The 19,606-nt window shown below is 67.7% G+C and carries 18 protein-coding genes; 14 read left to right on the top strand and 4 right to left on the bottom strand.

Features of this window, described 5'->3' with window-relative positions:
• Positions 1-75 precede the first annotated feature (75 nt).
• Positions 76-1,071 carry a sugar-binding transcriptional regulator gene (locus ODE13_RS09610; RefSeq protein WP_322479077.1) on the bottom strand — a complete coding sequence of 332 codons (996 nt, stop codon included), beginning with the start codon at positions 1,069-1,071 and terminating at the stop codon, positions 76-78.
• Between the two features lie 161 nt (positions 1,072-1,232).
• On the opposite strand from ODE13_RS09610, the gene ODE13_RS09605 reads away from it, so the two are divergent.
• The 3 genes from ODE13_RS09605 (at position 1,233) to glpK (ending at position 5,525) form a co-directional block, all read left to right on the top strand.
• Complete coding sequence (locus tag ODE13_RS09605) at positions 1,233-2,957, top strand: glycerol-3-phosphate dehydrogenase/oxidase (protein WP_322479326.1); 1,725 nt, start codon at positions 1,233-1,235, stop codon at positions 2,955-2,957.
• 201 nt (positions 2,958-3,158) lie between these two features.
• Entirely contained in the window at positions 3,159-3,893 is a 735-nt protein-coding gene (locus tag ODE13_RS09600) for an MIP/aquaporin family protein (protein ID WP_179542717.1), read from the top strand.
• Positions 3,894-4,007: 114 nt separating this feature from the next.
• Positions 4,008-5,525, top strand: coding sequence for a glycerol kinase GlpK (glpK, locus tag ODE13_RS09595; RefSeq protein WP_322479076.1), 1,518 nt, complete (start codon positions 4,008-4,010; stop codon positions 5,523-5,525).
• A gap of 15 nt (positions 5,526-5,540) precedes the next feature.
• Here the strand turns inward: glpK and ODE13_RS09590 are convergent, their stop codons facing one another.
• Positions 5,541-6,176, bottom strand: a complete 636-nt coding sequence (locus ODE13_RS09590) for a bifunctional 4-hydroxy-2-oxoglutarate aldolase/2-dehydro-3-deoxy-phosphogluconate aldolase (protein WP_322479075.1) — start codon at positions 6,174-6,176, stop codon at positions 5,541-5,543.
• A 133-nt stretch (positions 6,177-6,309) separates the two neighbouring features.
• On the opposite strand from ODE13_RS09590, the gene ODE13_RS09585 reads away from it, so the two are divergent.
• Positions 6,310-7,758 (top strand): FGGY-family carbohydrate kinase, encoded by a 1,449-nt coding sequence (locus ODE13_RS09585; RefSeq protein WP_322479074.1) that lies wholly within the window; start codon positions 6,310-6,312, stop codon positions 7,756-7,758.
• The gene (locus ODE13_RS09580) at positions 7,755-8,705 is read left to right on the top strand and encodes a phosphoglycerate dehydrogenase (RefSeq protein ID WP_322479073.1); all 951 of its coding nucleotides are present in this window, start codon (positions 7,755-7,757) and stop codon (positions 8,703-8,705) included. Before ODE13_RS09585 ends, ODE13_RS09580 begins: the two co-directional genes overlap by 4 nt.
• Positions 8,706-8,722: 17 nt before the next feature.
• On the opposite strand, the gene ODE13_RS09575 is transcribed toward ODE13_RS09580, so the two are convergent.
• Complete coding sequence (locus ODE13_RS09575; protein ID WP_322479072.1) at positions 8,723-9,412, bottom strand: FadR/GntR family transcriptional regulator; 690 nt, start codon at positions 9,410-9,412, stop codon at positions 8,723-8,725.
• A 203-nt stretch (positions 9,413-9,615) separates the two neighbouring features.
• Here ODE13_RS09575 and ODE13_RS09570 point away from each other — a divergent pair, with 203 nt between their 5' ends.
• The 9 genes from ODE13_RS09570 to ODE13_RS09530 all read left to right on the top strand — a co-directional run bounded on the left by ODE13_RS09570 (position 9,616) and on the right by ODE13_RS09530 (position 19,022).
• Positions 9,616-11,007 carry a GntP family permease gene (locus ODE13_RS09570; RefSeq protein ID WP_322479071.1) on the top strand — a complete coding sequence of 464 codons (1,392 nt, stop codon included), beginning with the start codon at positions 9,616-9,618 and terminating at the stop codon, positions 11,005-11,007.
• An 11-nt stretch (positions 11,008-11,018) separates the two neighbouring features.
• Complete coding sequence (locus tag ODE13_RS09565; RefSeq protein WP_322479070.1) at positions 11,019-11,843, top strand: glucose 1-dehydrogenase; 825 nt, start codon at positions 11,019-11,021, stop codon at positions 11,841-11,843.
• Positions 11,844-11,857: 14 nt separating this feature from the next.
• On the top strand, positions 11,858-12,898 hold the full coding sequence (locus tag ODE13_RS09560; protein ID WP_322479069.1) for a zinc-binding dehydrogenase: 1,041 nt from the start codon (positions 11,858-11,860) through the stop codon (positions 12,896-12,898).
• A 424-nt stretch (positions 12,899-13,322) separates the two neighbouring features.
• Positions 13,323-13,571: a glutaredoxin-like protein NrdH gene (nrdH, locus tag ODE13_RS09555; RefSeq protein WP_179542724.1), complete on the top strand. Its 249-nt coding sequence runs from the start codon at positions 13,323-13,325 to the stop codon at positions 13,569-13,571.
• Positions 13,572-13,667: 96 nt separating this feature from the next.
• The gene (nrdI, locus tag ODE13_RS09550) at positions 13,668-14,162 is read left to right on the top strand and encodes a class Ib ribonucleoside-diphosphate reductase assembly flavoprotein NrdI (protein ID WP_322479325.1); all 495 of its coding nucleotides are present in this window, start codon (positions 13,668-13,670) and stop codon (positions 14,160-14,162) included.
• Positions 14,163-14,215: 53 nt separating this feature from the next.
• The gene (gene nrdE / locus ODE13_RS09545; protein WP_378937338.1) at positions 14,216-16,336 is read left to right on the top strand and encodes a class 1b ribonucleoside-diphosphate reductase subunit alpha; all 2,121 of its coding nucleotides are present in this window, start codon (positions 14,216-14,218) and stop codon (positions 16,334-16,336) included.
• A gap of 94 nt (positions 16,337-16,430) precedes the next feature.
• Positions 16,431-17,423, top strand: coding sequence for a class 1b ribonucleoside-diphosphate reductase subunit beta (gene nrdF, locus ODE13_RS09540; RefSeq protein WP_322479068.1), 993 nt, complete (start codon positions 16,431-16,433; stop codon positions 17,421-17,423).
• A gap of 1 nt (position 17,424) precedes the next feature.
• On the top strand, positions 17,425-18,249 hold the full coding sequence (locus ODE13_RS09535; protein WP_322479067.1) for a thioesterase family protein: 825 nt from the start codon (positions 17,425-17,427) through the stop codon (positions 18,247-18,249).
• Positions 18,246-19,022 carry a lipoate--protein ligase family protein gene (locus ODE13_RS09530; protein ID WP_322479066.1) on the top strand — a complete coding sequence of 259 codons (777 nt, stop codon included), beginning with the start codon at positions 18,246-18,248 and terminating at the stop codon, positions 19,020-19,022. The genes ODE13_RS09535 and ODE13_RS09530 overlap by 4 nt, the downstream gene beginning before the upstream one ends.
• Before the next feature lie 30 nt (positions 19,023-19,052).
• Here the strand turns inward: ODE13_RS09530 and ODE13_RS09525 are convergent.
• On the bottom strand, positions 19,053-19,606 hold a 554-nt coding region (locus ODE13_RS09525; protein ID WP_322479065.1), incomplete at its 5' end, for an MBL fold metallo-hydrolase.

The raw sequence follows: 19,606 nt of genomic DNA, 5'->3' as shown, positions 1-19,606 counted from the left end.
CGACGGTTGTGGCCGAATCGATACCTTCCGCGCCGCGATGGACCGCGGCGGAGACCTGTGGCGTGCAGGCCCCGTTCAGGCCCCTCCGGCAGGCTGATCGCGCGAGTGCCCGTAGGCCAGCCTGTCAGCGGAGACCTGGTCGAGCACCAGGTCGGTGACGAGCCCGGCGGCGAGGGCTCCTCGCAGTGCGGGAACCTTGTGCGGCCCGTTGACCACGCAGATCCGCCGCGGGACGCGGACCAGCTCCGAGGGCACCGGACCGGAGCCGCGGCGGTTGAGCGCGATGTCCTCCCAGCTGCCGTCCGCTCGGAGGAAGACGGTGCAGACATCGCCGACCACCTGCTCTGAGGAGAGCGCGTTGAGGTCGTCGCGGCTGAGGTACCCGCCGGAGTACACCTGGGAGGGCAGACCCTCGGCGAAGGTGCCGACGCCGAAGACCGCCAGCGCGGCGCGGCGGTGCATGTCCAGGATCCGTCGCGTGGAGCGTTCGCGCCACAGCGCCTGCTTGGTCTCCTCATAGTCGAAGAATGCGGGCACGGCGAAGACATGGGCGCGCGCGCCATAGGCCGCGGCGAACCGCTCGACCACTCCGATCCCGGTGCCCAGGGGCGCGCCGATGCCCTCCGGCTCGGAGTTGACGGCTCCGTTGAGCTGGACGACGTGCAGGTCCGGAACCTCCCGTCTGTTCAGCCGGGCCACCACTGAGGTCATGGTCTGGCCCCAGGCGACGCCGACCACGGAGTCGGGACGCACCAGCCGGTCGACCAGGCCGGCGGCGAGCACCGCCACGCTGTCGCTGCGGCGCGAGGGTGCGTCGCCGCGTTCGGAGACGGCCACATGGGCACGCACCCCGTAGAGCTCCCCGATCCGGTGCTCCAGGGCGCTGGGACGGTCCACGGGAGGGTGCAGGGAGATCCGCACGATGCCCTCGCGCCGTGCCTGCTGGAGAAGCCGGGAGACTGTCGATCGGGAGACGCCGAGCTCTGCGGCCACCGCCTGCATCGTGCGATGTTCCCCGTAGTACATCCGTGCAGCGTGGTACTCGGCCTTCTCCCGATACGTGGTCTTCATAGGGCGCAGTATCCCCTATTTCTGCACGTATGTGCAGATTCCTTGAGAAGATGCACCACACCCGGTGAGATGGACCCCACATCGCCGTCCATGTGACAAGGAGATCGCCGGTGAGAGCAGAGCCGCTCAGCGCAGAGACCCGCCGTGAGGCGCTGGACGCCATGGCAGGGACCAGTCCCGAGGACCCTCTGGACATCCTGATCGTCGGCGGAGGTGTCGTCGGCGCAGCCGCGGCCTTCGACGCCGCCACCCGAGGCCTGCGTGTGGGCCTGGTGGAGTCGCAGGATCTGGCCCAGGGCACATCCTCCCGTTCCTCGAAGCTCGTCCACGGTGGTCTGCGCTATCTGCAGATGCTGGACTTCAAGCTCGTCGCCGAGGCCCTGCGCGAGCGCGACCTGTTGCTGAAGCACACCGCGCCGCACCTGGTCCGTGCCCTGCCGTTCGTCTTTCCCTTCGAGAAGCGGGTGGTCGACCGCGCCTTCATCGGCTCCGGCGTCTCGCTCTATGATGCGATGTCCATGCGGCCGGGGGAGAAGCGTCCGGTGCCGTTCCACCGCCATCTCTCCCGCACCCGCCTGCGCCAGCGCTTCGCCGGCCTGGACCACGAGAAGTTCATCGGCGCGCTGGAGTACTACGACGCCCAGGTCGACGATGCTCGCCTGGTGATGACTCTGGCTCGGAGCGCCCACAGCCTCGGCGCCCAGATCGCCACCCGTACCGAGGTGATCGAGTATCTGCGTGCGGAGGCTCCCGACGTCGACGACGCCGATCAGGCCGCCGCCGAGCACGCCCCGGTCCGGGGAGTGGCCGTGCGGGACAAGGAGACCGGGCGACGCCTGGAGATCCACGCCCGGGAGACGATCCTGGCAGCCGGCGTCTGGACCGGACGTCAGCAGGAGACCGCCGACGTGCCGTCTGGGCTGAAGGTGCTCGCCTCCAAGGGCATCCACATCACTGTGCCCAAGGACCGGATCGCCGCGGACGACCACGTCGGAGTGATCACGCAGACCGAGAAGTCGGTCCTGTTCATCATTCCCATGGGGAACTACTGGTCCATCGGCACCACCGACACCGCCTGGCACGAGGACGTCGACACGCCTGCACCGACCTCGGAGGACATCGACTACGTGCTCGAGCACGCCAACGCCGTGCTGGAGGCGGATCTCAGCCGGGAGGACGTCATCGGCAGCTGGGCGGGCCTGCGGCCGCTGCTGCAGCCGATGGAGACTGACGAGTCCAAGAGCTCCAAGGTCTCCCGCGAGCACACCGTCATGCAGCTCTCTCCGGGACTCTCCGCAGTGGCCGGGGGCAAGCTCACCACCTATCGGGTGATGGCCGAGGACATCATCTCCTTCGCGCTCGGAGACCGCCAGGTCCACCGCGAGAGCCTCACTCATGCGATGCCGCTGCTGGGCGCGCAGGGCTACAGCGAATGGGAGTCCCGTGCCCCCGAGATCGCCCGCGACTACGGCTGGTCCGACGAGACCGTGGACCGCCTGCTGAACCGCTATGGCTCCCTGCTGGCCGAGCTGCTCGCCTTGGTGGACCAGGACGCCGATCTCGGCAAGGAGGTCCCGGACAGCGGGGGCCACCTCCGCGTGGAGTTCGTCTACGCCGCCCGCGCCGAGGGTGCCCTGCACGTGGAGGATCTCCTGGAGCGTCGCACACGGGTCTTCCACGAGGTGCCGGACCGTGGTCTCCGGGCCATGGAGACCGTCGTCGAACTGGTCGCCCCGATCCTGGCCTGGGACGAGGAGACCGTCTCCCGGGAGAAGTCGGCCTTCACCGGAGTGGTGGAGGCGCATCTGGCCGCCGAGCGCTCCAGCAGCGACGCCGAGGCGGCCGGACTGGTCTCCGCGGCGACGCCCGAATACCTGCCTGGCTAGTCCGAGGTGCTGCCGTCGCCGGGAGCTCCCGGCGGCGGCAGCACCACCGCAGCTCTGTGGCCCCGCCGGGGGCGGGCATTCGTGTATCCGCTGGGCAGTGTGATGGGCGACACTGAACGAGAGGCTGATAGGGGTCGAGAAAGCTTGACGGGTACATCATTCGCATCGTATTCAAAGACGAATATCTTCTGAGAGGAAACCATGGGAACAATCTTCCTGTTTGAGATCATGGGGACGGCCATGCTCATCCTGCTGGGTGCCGGGGTGGTCGCCAACGCGATCCTCGTCGGCACCAAGGGCATGGGCGGCGGCTGGCTGCTGATCAACTTCGGCTGGGGGCTCGGCGTCTTCGCCGGTGTCTACGTGGCCTACGGCTCCGGTGCGCACATCAACCCGGCCGTCACCGTGGGTCTGATGACCTCAGGGGCCGAGGAGTTCGCTCCGGGCATCGCGGCGAACCTGCAGAACATGCTGGCCTACTTCTCCGCGCAGATGATCGGCGCCTTCCTGGGGGCCGTCGGCGCCTGGCTCGCCTACAAGAAGCACTTCGACGATGAGACCGACCCCGGTAAGATCCTCGGGGTGTTCTCCACCGGCCCGGAGAAGCGCGCCTACGGGTGGAACGTGGTCACCGAGGTCATCGGCACCTACGTGCTGGTCCTGCTGGTGCTGATGTTCGGTGAGACACCTGCCGAGCTCGGACCTCTGGCGGTGGCCCTGGTCGTCGTCGGCATCGGTGCCTCACTCGGTGGGCCCACCGGCTACGCCATCAACCCCGCTCGTGACCTCGGCCCGCGCATCGCGCACGCGCTGCTGCCGATCGGCAATAAGGGCTCCAGCGACTGGGCCTACTCATGGGTCCCGATCGTGGGGCCGATCCTCGGCGCCATCCTGGCCGGCTCCACCGTCCAGGTGCTGCCCCTGCTCGGAGCCTGAGAATCCGCTGAGGCGTACCCTCGAGACAGCAGCAGCACCCCGTTCCGGTCGGCTGACCGGCCGTCGGAGCGGGTCCGAACCAGCACGGCACACCATTGGGAAGGAACAAGCCCCATGAATGACTACGTCCTCTCGATCGACCAGGGCACGACGTCGACGCGCGCGGTGGTCTTCGACCACGGCGGACAGATCGTCGGCAGCGGCCAGAAGGAGCACGAGCAGATCCTGCCGCGGGCCGGCTGGGTCGAGCATGACCCGCTGGAGATCTGGCGCAACACCCGCGAGGTCGTCGGACTCGCCCTGGCGGATGCCAACATCAACCGCCACAGCCTCGCCGCCGTGGGCATCACCAATCAGCGTGAGACCACGGCGGTTTGGGACCGCCGCACCGGTGAGCCGGTCTACAACGCCATCGTCTGGCAGGACACCCGCACGCAGAAGATCTGTGACGAGCTGGCAGGGGACGCCGGGCCGGAGCGCTACAAGGAGCGGGTCGGACTGCCGCTGGCCACCTACTTCGCCGGGCCGAAGATCCGCTGGATCCTCGACAACGTCGAGGGTGCCCGGGAGCGGGCCGAGGCCGGGGATCTGATGTTCGGCACCATGGACTCCTGGCTGGTGTGGAACATGACCGGGGGCCCCAACGGGGGGACTCACATCACGGATGTCACCAACGCCTCGCGCACCCTGCTGATGAACATCGACACCTTGGACTGGAACGAGGAGATCTGCGCGGACATGGGCATCCCGATGTCCATGCTGCCGGAGATCCGGTCCTCCTCCGAGGTGTACGGCCATGGCCACAAGCAGGGTCTGCTGATCGACACCCCGATCACCGGAATCCTCGGCGACCAGCAGGCGGCGACCTTCGGGCAGGCCTGCTTCGAGCCCGGCATGGGCAAGAACACCTATGGCACCGGAAACTTCATGTTGATGAACACCGGCACCGAGGCGGTCCGCTCCGACAATGGGCTGCTGACCACTGTGGCCTACAAGCTCGGGGAGGAGAAGACCGTCTACGCGCTCGAGGGTGCGGTGGCGGTGACCGGCTCGCTGGTCCAGTGGCTCCGCGACAACCTGGGCATCATCAGCTCGGCGCCGGAGTCCGAGGAGAAGGCCAAGAAGGTCGAGGACAACGGCGGCGCCTACATCGTGCCAGCCTTCTCCGGGCTCTTCGCACCCTATTGGAAGTCCGACGCCCGCGGTGTGATCGTCGGACTGACGCGCTACGTCAACCAGAACCACCTCTGCCGGGCGGCTCTGGAGTCTGTGGCGTACCAGAGCGCCGAGGTCGTGGAGTCCATGGACGAGGACGCCGGACGTGCGCTGACGGAGCTCAAGGTCGACGGCGGCATGGTGGTCAACGAGACCCTCATGCAGTTCCAGGCCGACATTCTCGGGGTGGACGTGGTCCGTCCGCAGGTCATCGAGACCACAGCCCTGGGTGCGGCCTATGCGGCCGGCCTGGCGGTGGGCTTCTGGAAGGGCACCGAAGAGGTCACCGCGAACTGGGCCGAGGACAAGCGCTGGACGCCGAACATGGACCAGGCGGACCGGGAGCAGGCGCTGCGGCTGTGGAAGAAGGCCGTCACCAGGTCCTTCGACTGGGTGGACGAGGACGTCGACAGCTGAGCTGACGAGCGGGTATCACCCGCGGATCTGCGCGACCAGGGCCGCGCTGCGCCGAGCCTGCTCGGACAGCGCGGCCTCGTCCTGTGTGGCCACCAGGTGCTGCGGCACCATCCAGGAGCCGCCTGCGGCCATCACGCACGGGATCGTGAGGTAGTCGGAGAGGTTCTGCGGGCTCACTCCGCCGGTCGGCATGAACCGCACCTGAGGGAAGGGGGCTGCCAGGGCGCGGATGGCGGCCGGACCGCCTGAGCTGGCGGCGGGGAAGAACTTCAGCGCGGTGAGCCCGAGCTCGAGGGCGGCCTGCACCTCCGTGGCGGTGACGGCCCCTGGGATCACCGGCAGGTCATGTGCGGCAGCGCGCTCGACGACGCTGCGGGACAGGCCCGGGGAGACGATGAATCGGGCGCCGGCCGCGGCGGCTCGGTCCACCTGATTCGCGGTGATGATCGTGCCGGCTCCGACCAGCAGCTTGGGCTCCTGGCTGAGTGCGGCGACGGCGGCCTCGGCGGCGTGCGTGCGAAAGGTGACCTCGGCGACCGGCAGTCCGCCGGTCAGCAGCGCGCGCCCGAGGGTGGGGGCATGGGCGGCGTCGTCGAGCGTGACCACGGGCACCACGCCGTGGTCGCAGATCCGGGAGAGCACGGAGGACATGAAGGGCCTTTCCACCGGGTGTCAGAGTGGCCCGGTTCACTTTTGACCGGAAATGATCATATCATTGGCCTCAGGCGGTGCCGCCTCGGTCGGCTCGCCTCCACCCTCAGCGTCGACCCCGGAGGCGAGACGGATGCTCATCCTTGCCCTTGAAGCAAGCACCACCTCGGCGAAGACCATGCTCTTCGACACGGAGACCCAGGAGGTGACGGTCCGCACCCGCCGGTTCGTCATCGGGGGAGAGGACCCGGCCGTCCGTGAGGCCGAGGGCATCTTCGTCCAGCTCGTCCAGCTCGGCGCAGAAGCTGCGGCAGGGCGCGCGGTCGACATGATCGCCCTGTCCGGCACCTGGCACGGGATGACCCTGCGCGAGTTGGACCTGGCTCCGATCACCGCCGTGCAGGAATGGCCCTACACCGGAGCCCAGGACCTCTGCGCCCAGCTGCGCGAAGACCAGGAGTTCACCCGCTGGTTCTACGGACGCACCGGGTGCATGGTCAATGCGAGCTATCCGGCCTTCAAGCTCATGCTCCTGCGTCGCCAGGGCATGCAGGTCGCCGGCGGTCTGGTGCTGGATCAGAACAGCTACACCTTCGCTCGGCTGACCGGCCGCGTCTGGACCTCCTACTCCCAGGCCTCCGGCACCGGACTGCTCAGCACTGCCGAGGATGACTGGGACCGGGAGGTGATCAGCCGCCTCGGACTCGACGGAATCCTGCTGCCTGAGCTGCATCATGGCGAGGAGACCGCCCCGCTGACCCGCGAGGCCGCCAGCATGCTGGGCGTGGCCGCCGGGACCCCGGTGGTCCTGCCCGGCCCCGACGGGGGGCTCAACCAGGTGGGCGAGGATGCCACGGCCCCCGGGGAGATGACCTTCTCGATGGGAACCTCAGGCGCCCTGCGCTGCGCCGTCGAGGCACCGTCGCTCTCCCCGCAGATGAGCACCTGGGCCTACCGCTCGCCCACGGGGTGGCTCTCCGGGGCGGCCACCTCGGGGTGCACGAACTGCGTGGACTGGGCCAAGGATCAGCTCTTCGGCGGGTCCACGACCTACAATCAGCTCGAGCCGATGCTGAGTACCCGGGAGCGGGACATGCCGCTGTTCATGCCGTTCCTCTTCGGGGAGCGCTGTCCCGGCTGGCAGGACCAGCGCCGGGGCGGCTTCCTGGACCTGCACCCGAGCCATGGCAAGGAGGACCTGTACCAGTCGGTCCTCCACGGGGTGACCTTTTCCCTCTACCACTGCTACCGCGAACTGATCGCGCTCAACGGGGAACCTGAACGCATCATCCTCTCCGGTGGGGTGCTCTCCTCGCCGTTCTGGACCCAGCTGACCGCTGACGTCTTCGGGGTGGAGATGGAGCTCTCCGCCCTTCAGCACAGTTCCACGGTCGGCGCGGTGAAGATGGCGCTGCGCGCCGCCGGTCTGCCTGCGGCCCAGCCGGCGCTGACGGACTCTCACCGGGCATCGGTCGTCCCGGAACTGACAAGGAGCCGCCGCTATGCCGCGGAGTTCGAACGCTATCTGGAGGGCTACGCCCGCACCAGCCCTGACCAGGACGTCCGAGGAGGCCTCCGATGAAGATCCTCGTGACACCGACCTCACTGAGCCGGTCCCCGGAGGCCTCCGCCATGCGACGCCTGCGCGACGCCGGCGCGGAGGTGGTCATCAACCCGCACGGCCGACCGCTGACCCCCGCTGAGCTCAGCGTGCTCCTCACCGATGTCGACGGCGTCGTCGCCGGTCTGGACCACTACACCGCCGAGATCATCGCCGATGCCCCTCGGCTGAAGGTCATCTCCCGGTACGGGGTCGGCACCGACCGGGTCGATCTGGAGGCCGCACGCGCCGCCGGCGTGGCGGTGGCCAATGCCCCCGGGGCCAACTCCCGGTCCGTGGCCGAACTGACCGTGGGCCTCATGTTCGCCGTGGCGCGCCGCATCCCGATGCTCGACGCGGCCGTCGCCGACGGCGGGTGGCCCCGCGCCGACGGAATCGAGCTCGGAGGGCGACGGCTCGGAGTGATCGGCCTGGGGGCCATCGGCCGCCAGGTGGCCCGGGCGGCCGCAGGCCTGGGCATGGAGGTCCATGGCTGTGACCCAGCGATGGGGGAGCGGCAGATTCGCGACCTGGGCATCTTCCCCGGCTCCTTGGACGACGTCTGCGCACGCGCCGACGTGCTGACCCTGCACGTGCCGCTGACCGAGGGGACGCGCCACCTGCTCGACGCCCGGCGCCTGGGCCTGCTGCCGGAGGGGGCGATCGTGGTCAACACGGCACGGGGAGGCCTGCTCGACGAGCAGGCGGCATGGCGCGCCCTGGAGGCGGGGAGGCTGCACGGTGTGGCCGTGGACGCCTATGAGAGCGAGCCGCCGAAGGCGTCTCCCCTGGTGGGCCACCCTCGTGTGGTGGCCACCCCGCACAGCGGCGCGCACACTGCCGAGGCGGTCACCCGGATGGCCGACACCTCGGTGGAGAACCTGCTCGCGCTGCTCCAGGGCCGACCTTGTGATCACCGGGTGGTCTGAGGGCGGAGGCGCCGGACTCAGGGGTAGGCGCGGACCTCAGCCAGGATCGCCTCCACGTAGCCGCGCACATGCCGTTCTGCCGCGTCGGCGTCGCCGCGCACGATGGCGGCGGCGGCCTCCACGTGGTTGTGCAGCGCCTCATGCACGGGGTGCGCTGGGGTGAGCCCGGCGTCCTGGCGACCGGTGAGCACCTCAGCGATGGGCTCTCTGATCGCGGTCAGCATGAGGTTGCCGCAGGAGTCGAGCAGGCAGTCATGGAAGGCGATGTCGGCGGCGAGGTATTCAGGGCTGTCCCCGCGTCCGTCCTCGCCCAGACGCTTGAGCTCGGCGGCAAGCCGGCCGATCTCGGCCCGCTGGTCCTCTGTGGCGCGCAGCGCTGTCAGCCGAGCGGCGGCGGGCTCGACTGCCAGGCGCAGCTCTGTGAGCGCGACGATCTGCTGAGCACGGGCGGCACTGCGCAGGCGCCAGCGGATGAGTCCGGGATCGAGCACGTTCCATTGCCGCAGTGCGCTGACTGTGACCCCGATGCGGCGCTTGGATGCCACCATGCCCTTGGCCTCGAGGACACGGACCGCCTCACGGATGACCGTGCGGGAGACTCCGTACTCGTCCTCCAGTCCTGCCAGGGTCAGCACTGTGCCGGGGGCCAGTTCTCCGCCGGCGATCCGACGTCCGAGGTGGTCGAGGACGGAGTCGTGAGATGCCACGGAGCCTGCCTTAGGGGTGCGACTGTGCTGATCACCACAACACTAGGTCACCAGGATGAACCGGTGAGGACTGACACGCATAGGTATGACGACTCCTTGCGAAAGGTGTGATCTATATGGCAAGCTCGCATCGATCGCAGCGTGTGAGGCAGGACACTTGATCCGCTCGTCCGCTCCGTCCCCGCACATCAATGGAGAGTCACATGGACAACTGGACCCAGACCCTGGGCACGGGCCCGCTGCTGGCGATCGCCGCCGGCGCCATCGCCCTCATCCTCATCCTCATCATCCGCTTCAAGGTCCACGCCTTCATCACACTGGTCGTAGTCTCCGCCCTGACTGCGATCGTCGCCGGGGTGCCCATGGGGGCCATCTCGGACACCCTCATGGACGGATTCGGCTCGACCCTCGCCTCGGTGGCAATCCTGGTGGCCTTGGGCGCCATGCTCGGGCGCCTGGTGGAGCACTCCGGCGGGGCGCAGGCGTTGGCGGACCGGATGGTCAGCACCTTCGGCGAGAAGCGCGCACCGTTCGCCCTGGGCATCGCCGCGCTGATCCTGGGCTTCCCGATGTTCTTCGACGCCGGCCTGGTGATGATGCTGCCGATCGTCTTCGCCGTGGCGCGGCGCGTCTCCGGCAACAAGTCGGTGCTGCTCTTCGGCATTCCGACCGCGGCCGCGTTCTCGGTGATGCACGTGTTCCTGCCGCCGCACCCCGGGCCGGTCTCGGCCTCTGAGTTCTACGAGGCTAACCTGGGCCTGGTCCTGCTGGTCGGCCTGCTCATCGCCTACCCGCTGTGGTACTTCGCCGGCGCGATGTGGGGCCGACTGGTCGGGGAGCGCATCATGCTTCCGGTGCCGAGCCTCTTCGGAGACGTCGACGACGACCAGCCGAAGAACCCGCCGCGGGTGGGCACCGTCATCGGCATGCTCCTGCTGCCGATGTTCCTGATCTTCCTCAACACCGGCCTGAGCAGCCTCGCCTCGGTGGGCGTGGTCGACGACGAGGCGCTCTGGGTGCAGACCCTGACTTTCCTGGGCACCTCCGCCATGGCACTGCTGATCACTGTCATCGTGGCCACCTTTGTGCTCGGCCACCGCCGCGGCGAGAAGGGCACCGCCCTGGAGAAGCTGCTGGACTCCGCGCTCGGCCCGGTCTGCTCCGTCATCCTGATCACCGGTGCAGGCGGCATGTTCGGCGGTGTGCTGCGAGCCTCCGGCATCGGTGACGCGCTGGCCGACACGCTCAGCGGCGTCGGCCTGCCGGTGATCGTGGCCGCCTACCTGATCGCCGTGGCCCTGCGTCTGGCCCAGGGCTCGGCCACCGTCGCACTGGTGACCGCCGCCGGTCTGGCCTCGCCAGCCGTGCTCGCTGGTGATTTCAACCCGCTGCAGGTCGCCTGCATCGTCCTGGCCACGGCCGCGGGATCTGTCTTCGCCGGACACGTCAACGACTCCGGCTTCTGGCTCGTGGGTCGCCTGATGGGCATGGACGTGAAGACCACGCTGAAGACCTGGACCGTGCAGCAGGCGCTGCAGTCAGTCGTCGGATTCCTGCTGGTCGGTATCGTCTACCTGGCCGCCAGTGCGCTCTGAGGAGGAGCATCATGATGGATGAACAGCAGCACATCGGCGATCCCGCCGCCGGGCAGACCCCAGGCCTGCCCTCAGGTCTCTTCGACGTCCGCGACCGCCTGGCCCTGGTGACCGGCTCGTCGCGGGGGCTCGGTCGCTCCCTGGCGCTGGCTCTGGCCGACGCCGGTGCCCGGGTCGTCGTCCACGGGCGCAACGCGCAGGCGCTGGAGGAGGTCCGACGCGAGGCCTCCGAACGATCCCGGCACGAGGCCGTCAGCGTCCGGTTCGACGTCACGGACGTCGACGCGGTCCGCGCGGGGGTGGAGGATCTGGTCTCCGAGTACGGCGTGCCGGACATCCTGGTCAACAACGCCGGACTGCAGCGCCGGGCGCCCTTCGAGACCTTCGACCCGCAGGACTGGGACGCCCTGGTCGCCTCGAACCTTGACAGCGTGTTCTACGTCTCCCGACATGTGGTGCCGGGGATGGTGGAGCGCGGCTCGGGCAAGATCATCAACATCGGCTCGGTCCAGTCTCTGCTGGCCCGAGAGACCATCGCCCCGTACTCGGCCACCAAGGGCGCCGTGGTCCAGCTGACCAAGGGCATGGCCGCCGACCTCGCTCGCCACGACATCCAGGTCAATGCGATCTCCCCGGGGTACTTCGCCACGGAGATGAACCGGGCGCTGGTGGAGGACGAGACCTTCAGCTCCTGGCTGGTCAACCGGACTCCGGCGCGCCGCTGGGGCTCCTTCGACGAGCTCTCCGGGGCGCTGCTGTTCTTCGCCTCACCGGCCTCCAGCTTCATCTCGGGACAGAACCTGTTCGTCGACGGCGGCATGACGGCGGTGGTCTGATGCAGGACCACAGCATGCCGAGCAGCCGCGAGGTCCGCGCACTGTTCATCGACGCGGCGGAGCAGGCGGCCGTGCGGAGAGTGGACGTCCCCGCCCCTGAGGCGGGCCAGGTGCGCCTGGAGGTGCACCATGTGGGCATCTGCGGCTCGGATCTGCACTACTACTACGAGGGTGCCAACGGAGCCTTCGTGGTGAGGGAGCCGCTGATCCCCGGCCATGAGCTCTCCGGCGTCGTCGAGCACGACCCCGCCGGCGAGCTGGCGCCGGGCACCCCGGTCACCGTGCATCCAGCCCGGTTCGGCGAGAGGGACGCCCGGTTCGCCGACGCTCCGCACCTGTGGCCCGGCGGCTCCTATCTCGGCAGCGCCTCGACCTGGCCGCACACCCAGGGGGCGCTCAGCGAGCTGCTGGTGGTCGAGCGGGACATGGTGCGGCTGCTGCCTCCGGAGCTCCCCGTGCGACGCGCGGTGCTGGCCGAGCCGTTGGCGGTCTCCCTGCACGCGCTGACCCAGGCCAGGGGCGCGGGAGCGCAGCTGGAGGGTGCGAGGGTGCTGGTCACCGGTGCGGGTCCGATCGGACTGCTCGCGGTGGCCGCCGCCGTCGACGCCGGAGCGGCCGCGGTGACCGCGGCCGACGTGCTTCCCGGTCCGCTGGAGCGGGCGCGCGGGCAGGGCGCCCAGGACACTGTGGACGTCTCTACGGACGCGCTGCCGCAGAGCAGCTTCGACGTCGTGCTGGAGTGCTCCGGGGCCACGGCCGCGATCGGCTCTGTGCTCCAGGCAGTGCGCCCTGCCGGCGTCGTGGTCCAGGTGGGGATGGTCCCCGCGGAGCCCCGACCCGTGGACCTCTCGCCGTTCATCGCCAAGGAGGTGCGCTACGTGGGCACCTTCCGGTTCCATGAGGAGATCGACGCCGCGATCAGCCTCCTCGCCCGACGCCCGCAGATAGAGGCTGTCATCACCCATGAGCTGCCTCCGGAGGACCCGGAGGGGCTCTTCTCCGCCGCTCGGGACTCCGCGAGCTCCGGGAAGGTGATCAGCGCACCCTGGAGCTGAGAGAAGAGAGGGGAGCCGCCCACCGCGGGGCAGGACCGCCGTGGGGGCAGCTCGTCACCCCACCGGGCCGGCCGCAGCACAAGATGTTGCGGTCGGCCCGGTGTCGTGGCGGCACATCTTCGGTCCGAGGGGAGACGACACGCCGCGACACGCGGTGAGAAAGATCATCCCCTCCGTGGACAGGCGGATCTCCACAGCTGTGGAGCAATGAGGGTGCAGGTGGGTGGATCCGCGTGAATCCGGGCATCCGTCGATCCACAGGGGCTGTGCACTCACCGGTGGACGAACTACACTGGTGTGAGTACAGCATCTAGTGGTGACTTCCATGCCTAGACCCAAGATGTAGTATTGAGGCACAGCTTCAGCAGGAATGCCAGATGACGACGCCCGGCCCTCACCGAGGGCGGGAGAGAAGGGGAGGACCATGTCCGTCACCGTCTACACCAAGCCCGCATGCGTCCAGTGCAACGCCACGTACCGTGCCCTGGACAAGAACGGCCTCACCTACCGGTCCGTCGACATCTCGCAGGACGCCGAGGCGCTCGAGCGGGTGCGGGCCCTGGGCTACATGCAGGCTCCCGTCGTCATCACGGACGACGACCACTGGTCCGGCTTCCGTCCGGACAAGATCTCCGGCCTCGTCGCCCGCGCAGAGGCCACCTCCGTCGCCTGAGACGCGCTCTGCGACCGGGGGAGGAGCCCTCACCCGGACGGACGGCCCACAGGGCCGCCAGGAACCAGCACGGAGCAGCATCGAGGAGCACCGATGATGACCGCAGCAGCCACGGAGACCTCCCGGCTCAGTGCCGGATCGCCGGGGGACGCGTTCCCCGGCGGAACCACCTCGGCCTCGCTGATCTACTTCTCCTCGGTCTCTGACAACACTCACCGGTTCGTGATGAAACTGGGACTGCCGGATGATGAGATCGCCAGGCTTCCGCTCCGCACCCATGAGGACACCCTCCGGGCGACCGAACCCTTCGTGCTGATCCTGCCCACCTACGGGGCCGGCGGCGGCGAAGGCTCCGTACCCAAGCAGGTCATCAAGTTCCTCAACGTGGAGTCCAACCGGGACCTCCTGCGCGGTGTGATCGGCGCGGGCAACACGAATTTCCACGAGAGCTACTGCATCGCCGGTGACATCGTCGCCGCCAAGTGCGGAGTCCCTCATCTGTACAGGTTCGAGCTGATGGGCACTGAGGATGATGTGTCCACCGTCCACCAGGGATTGGAAGAGTTTTGGAAACAGCAGTCATGCCGCTGAAGGACCGCGACGAGCACCCACGTGCCGCCGGAGAGCCGTCGCTGGCCAAGGAGATGCCCCCGCAGTGGCAGGGGCTGAGCTACCACGAGCTCAACGCCATGCTGAACCTCTACGGCTCCGACGGAGAGATCCAGTTCGAGGCCGACCAGCTCGCCGCACGCCAGTACTTCCTCGACCACGTGAACACCAACACGGTGTTCTTCCACGACCTGGACGAGAAGCTGAAGTACCTGGTCGAGAAGGACTACTACGAGATCGAGACGCTCGAGCAGTACAGCCGGGAGTTCATCAACGGACTCTGGGACGAGGCCTACGCCCGTCGGTTCCGCTTCCCGACCTTCCTGGGCGCCTTCAAGTTCTACACCTCCTACGCGCTGAAGACCTTCGACGGCAAGCGCTACCTCGAGCGGTTCGAGGACCGAGTCTGCATGGTCGCCCTGCACCTGGCCCGCGGTGAGGAGAAGCTGGCGTCGCAGATCATGGAGGAGATCATCTCCGGGCGCTTCCAGCCGGCCACGCCGACCTTCCTCAACGCCGGCAAGAAGCAGCGCGGAGAGCTCGTCTCCTGCTTCCTGCTGCGCATCGAGGACAACATGGAGTCCATCGCCCGCGGCATCAACTCCGCCCTGCAGCTCTCCAAGCGTGGCGGCGGGGTGGCCCTGTCGCTGACGAACATCCGTGAGCACGGTGCTCCGATCAAGCAGATCGAGAACCAGTCCTCCGGGGTCATCCCGGTCATGAAGCTGCTCGAGGACTCCTTCTCCTACGCCAACCAGCTGGGCGCCAGGCAGGGCGCAGGTGCTGTGTACCTCAACGCCCACCACCCGGACATCCACCGGTTCCTGGACACCAAGCGTGAGAACGCCGACGAGAAGATCCGGATCAAGACCCTGTCCCTGGGTGTGGTGGTTCCGGACATCACCTTCGAGCTGGCCAAGCGCAACGAGGACATGTACCTGTTCTCCCCGTACGACGTCGAGCGCGTCTACGGCAAGCCCTTCAGCGAGATCTCGGTGACGGAGAAGTACTACGAGATGCTCGACGACGCGCGCATCCGCAAGACGAAGATCAGCGCTCGGGAGTTCTTCCAGACCCTCGCGGAGATCCAGTTCGAGTCGGGCTATCCCTATGTGATGTTCGAGGACACGGTGAACCGGGCGAACCCGATCGCCGGTCGGATCACGATGTCCAACCTGTGCTCTGAGATCCTGCAGGTTTCTGAGCCCAGCGCCTACCGCGCGGACCTCGGCTACGAGACCGTGGGCAAGGACATCTCGTGCAACCTCGGCTCGCTGAACATCGCGCGCACCATGGACTCCCCGGACTTCGGGCAGACCATCGAAACGGCGATCCGTTCGCTCTCCGCGGTCTCGGACATGTCGTTCATCGACTCCGTGCCTTCCATCGCCGACGGCAACCGTCGGTCCCACGCCATCGGCCTGGGCCAGATGAACCTGCACGGATACCTGGCCCGTGAGAAGGTCCACTACGGGTCCGAGGAAGGCATCGACTTCACCAACATCTACTTCTACACCGTGCTGTTCCACGCGCTGCGGGCCTCGAACCAGCTGGCCCAGGACACCGGCGAGAAGTTCGACGGCTTCGAGGACTCGACCTACGCCTCCGGCACGTTCTTCGACAAGTACACCGAGCAGGTCTGGGAGCCGGAGACCGAGAAGGTCCGCGAGCTGTTCAGCCACGTGCACATCCCTACGCAGGCGGACTGGCGTGAGCTGAAGGCCTCCGTGATGGAGCACGGCATCTACAACCAGAACCTGCAGGCGGTGCCGCCCACGGGGTCGATCTCCTACATCAACAACTCGACCTCCTCGATCCACCCGGTGGCCTCGAAGATCGAGATCCGCAAGGAAGGGAAGATCGGACGGGTCTACTACCCGGCTCCCTACCTGAACAACGACAACCTGGAGTACTACCAGGACGCGTACGAGATCGGCTACGAGAAGATCATCGACACCTATGCCGCGGCCACCCAGCATGTGGACCAGGGCCTGTCGCTGACGCTGTTCTTCAAGGACACCGCCACCACCCGCGACATCAACAAGGCCCAGATCTACGCGTGGAAGAAGGGCATCAAGACGCTGTACTACATCCGTCTGCGTCAGCTGGCCCTGGAGGGCACCGAGGTCGAGGGCTGCGTGTCCTGCATGCTGTGAGCCCCACCCGGGCCCAGAGCCGCCGCACGATCTCCGGACAGACATCGCCTGCCCCGCAGGCGCCGCCAGCACGAGAAGAGAGACCTCACCCGAGATGACCACATCAGCAGGAGCAACGACCTCCGCGACGCTGCTCGACCATGTCGAGGCGATCAACTGGAACCGGATGCAGGACGACAAGGACGGCGAGGTCTGGAACCGTCTGGTCAACAACTTCTGGCTGCCCGAGAAGGTCCCGCTGTCCAACGACGTCCAGTCCTGGGCGACGCTGACGCCCGAAGAGAAGACACTCACGATGCGGGTCTTCACCGGGTTGACGCTGCTGGACACGATCCAGGGCACCGTGGGCGCCGTCGCGCTCATCCCGCATGCGCTCACCCAGCATGAGGAGGCGGTGTACACCAACATCGCGTTCATGGAGTCGGTGCACGCGAAGTCCTACTCCTCGATCTTCTCCACGCTGTGCTCCACCAAGGAGATCGACGACGCCTTCCGCTGGTCCCGGGAGAACCCGAACCTGCAGCGCAAGGCCCAGATCGTCATGGACTACTACCATGGGGCGGACGGGCTGAAGAAGCGGGTGGCCTCCACCATCCTGGAGTCCTTCCTGTTCTACTCCGGCTTCTACCTGCCGATGCACTGGTCAGCCCACGCCAAGCTGACCAACACCGCTGACGTGATCCGGCTGATCATCCGTGATGAGGCCGTGCACGGCTACTACATCGGCTACAAGTACCAGCGCGCTCTGGAGGCCGAGACTCCGGAACGCCGCCAGGAGCTCAAGGACTACACCTTCGAGCTGCTCTTCGAGCTCTACGAGAACGAGGTGCAGTACACCCACGACCTCTACGACGGCGTCGGGCTGTCCGAGGACGTGAAGAAGTTCCTGCACTACAACGCCAACAAGGCGTTGATGAACCTGGGCTACGAGGCGATGTTCCCCAAGGACGTCACCGACGTGAACCCGGCGATCCTCTCTGCCCTGAGTCCCAACGCCGACGAGAACCATGACTTCTTCTCCGGCTCCGGGTCCTCCTACGTCATCGGCAAGGCCGTGGAGACCGAGGACGAGGACTGGGACTTCTGAGGTGACCGCACAATCAGGGACCGAGGCTCGGGCGACGCCGGAGCTCGCCGTGGGGGACTTCTTCTATGTACCCCTCGGCGACGGCCGGTTCCGCTCCACGGTCCACGCCCAGGGGGCGTGGAATCCGCACGAGCAGCACATGGCGCCCGCCACCGGCCTGCTCACCCACGCGCTGGAGTCCTTCCAGCCGCGGGAGGATCTGCGTCTGGCTCGGCTGAGCCTCGACATCCACGGGCTCATCCACGCGGGCGAGGTCGAGGTCACCACACGGATGATCCGTCCCGGACGGACGATCGAGCTGGTGGAGGCAGAGATGATCGCCCAGGGGCGCACCGCCGTGGTCGCCCGCGGATGGCGGCTGCAGACTGCAGACACCACCGCCGTGGCGGCTGTCGAGGACGCGTCGATCGGCACCCCGGACGGGCTTCCCGGAGGGGACGGCATGTCGGTGTGGCCTGGCGGCTACATCCGTTCCCTGGAGATCCGGGTGGGGGAGGAGCACCGGCCGGGTCGAGGAATCACCTGGCTGCGCAATCCGTATGAGATGGTCGCCGGCCACGCCACCGGCTCGCTGGTCAGGCTCCTGGGCATGGTCGACACCGCCAACGGTGTGGCGCCGCGTGTGTCTCCGGGGCCGGACTCCTGGATGTTTCCCAACGTCGACCTGCAGATCCACCTCCATCGAGCCCCCGTGGGCGAGTGGCTGGGCATGCAGACCTGCCAGACGTTCGGCGAGGATGGGATCGGCCTGACCTCCTCGGTCCTGCACGACATCGCCGGTCCCTTCGGCCGGGCCGAGCAGATACTCACCGTCCGTCCGTTGTGAAGAGAACTCGACGCCGGCCCCGCCCGGTTCCTGAGCTGAGCCTGTGTCGGCAGACCGAGTCCCTGGGCGTCAGCGCAGATCTCGAAGAGGCCATCTCCCTGCTGCAAGGCACCCGTGACGGATCCGCAGTTCCGCTCCTGCGGCTGTATCGTCCGCTCCCCACGGTCGCCTTCGGCCAGCGCGACCGTCGACTGCCCGGTTTCGAGGCCGCGGCTCAGGCTTGCCGTCGGCTGGGGTACGAGCCGCTGGTGCGCCGGGCAGGGGGCCGTGCGGCGGCCTACCATCCTGGCTGCCTCGTGGTGGACCACATCGAACCTGACCCGGACCCGATCGTGGAGTCGCGAGACCGCTTTGCCGCCTTCGGAGAGCTGCTCACCGACGTGCTGGTCTCCTGCGGCCTGGACGCACGCCTGGGAGAGATCCCCGGTGAGTACTGCGCCGGCAGGGAATCCGTCCATGCTGTCGGAGCCGGTGAGATCGGGGCCTGGTCATCCGACCGCCGGGTGAAGATCATCGGCACCGCCCAGCGCGTGATCGCCACCGGCTGGCTGTTCTCCTCGGTGATCGTCGTCCAGGGCGGCCCTTCTGTGCGTCGCGTCCTCAGCGAGGTGTACGGGCATCTGAACATCCCCTGGGATCCGCTGACCGCCGGCGCGGCCGACGAGCTGCGTCCTGGTCTGGACGTGGACGCAGTGGAGCAGGCCGTGCTGGAGACCTATAGCCGCCACTGGCGGCTCGTCCCAGAGAGGCACGAGGCCGTGACGTCGGGCTGAGCGCCGCGCAGCGGGTCCGGCCGGCGGGTGTCAGTGTCCGCGGTTTACCCATTCTTGGAGGTGGGGCTTTTCTTTGTCGATGCGGGTGGACTCTCCGTGGCCGGGGTGGACCTCGGTGTTCTCTGGTAGCTGCGCGAAGATGCGGTCGCGGATGGACTCGATGATTGTCTCGAAGCTGCTGTGGGAGCGTCCGGTGGCTCCGGGGCCTCCTTGGAAGAGGGTGTCCCCGGCGAAGAGCACTGGTCCTTGCGTGCCGTCGGTGTGGGGGAGGTCTTCGGCGTAGAAGCAGGTGGAGCCGGGGGAGTGTCCGGGGGTGTGGATGGCGGTCAGGCGGGTGTCGGAGATGGTGAAGACATCGCCATCGGAGATCTCGACCTCGGGCAGGGCATGGGCGTGGACCTGTTCCCAGAGCACGTGGTCGGCGGGGTTGAGGTGGATGCGGCCTCCGACCTTGCGTTGGACCTCGAAGACTTCACGGATGTGATCGTCATGGCCATGGGTGAGCAGGATGGCCAATACTTGGCGGTCACCGACCTGCTGGGCCACTGCCTCGGGGTCATGGGCGGGGTCGATGATGAGCACTT

The sequence above is a fragment of the Nesterenkonia sp. HG001 genome (assembly GCF_034438835.1).
GTDB lineage: Bacteria > Actinomycetota > Actinomycetes > Actinomycetales > Micrococcaceae > Nesterenkonia > Nesterenkonia xinjiangensis.
The sequence above is the reverse complement of the archived record's forward strand: the minus strand, read 5'-3'. Positions and strand labels throughout refer to the sequence as shown.

Bases quoted from the DNA above. Each gene is read 5' to 3' on its own strand.
- ODE13_RS09565 (WP_322479070.1), top strand. From the start codon at position 11,019: ATGATGGATGAACAGCAGCACATCGGCGATCCCGCCGCCGGGCAGACC.
- nrdF (WP_322479068.1), top strand. From the start codon at position 16,431: ATGACCACATCAGCAGGAGCAACGACCTCCGCGACGCTGCTCGACCAT.
- ODE13_RS09590 (WP_322479075.1), bottom strand. From the start codon at position 6,176: ATGTCCTCCGTGCTCTCCCGGATCTGCGACCACGGCGTGGTGCCCGTG.
- ODE13_RS09605 (WP_322479326.1), top strand. From the start codon at position 1,233: ATGGCAGGGACCAGTCCCGAGGACCCTCTGGACATCCTGATCGTCGGC.
- ODE13_RS09600 (WP_179542717.1), top strand. From the start codon at position 3,159: ATGGGAACAATCTTCCTGTTTGAGATCATGGGGACGGCCATGCTCATC.
- nrdI (WP_322479325.1), top strand. From the start codon at position 13,668: ATGACCGCAGCAGCCACGGAGACCTCCCGGCTCAGTGCCGGATCGCCG.
- nrdE (WP_378937338.1), top strand. From the start codon at position 14,216: ATGCCCCCGCAGTGGCAGGGGCTGAGCTACCACGAGCTCAACGCCATG.
- ODE13_RS09570 (WP_322479071.1), top strand. From the start codon at position 9,616: ATGGACAACTGGACCCAGACCCTGGGCACGGGCCCGCTGCTGGCGATC.
- glpK (WP_322479076.1), top strand. From the start codon at position 4,008: ATGAATGACTACGTCCTCTCGATCGACCAGGGCACGACGTCGACGCGC.
- ODE13_RS09560 (WP_322479069.1), top strand. From the start codon at position 11,858: ATGCCGAGCAGCCGCGAGGTCCGCGCACTGTTCATCGACGCGGCGGAG.
- ODE13_RS09580 (WP_322479073.1), top strand. From the start codon at position 7,755: ATGAAGATCCTCGTGACACCGACCTCACTGAGCCGGTCCCCGGAGGCC.
- ODE13_RS09585 (WP_322479074.1), top strand. From the start codon at position 6,310: ATGCTCATCCTTGCCCTTGAAGCAAGCACCACCTCGGCGAAGACCATG.
- ODE13_RS09610 (WP_322479077.1), bottom strand. From the start codon at position 1,071: ATGAAGACCACGTATCGGGAGAAGGCCGAGTACCACGCTGCACGGATG.
- nrdH (WP_179542724.1), top strand. From the start codon at position 13,323: ATGTCCGTCACCGTCTACACCAAGCCCGCATGCGTCCAGTGCAACGCC.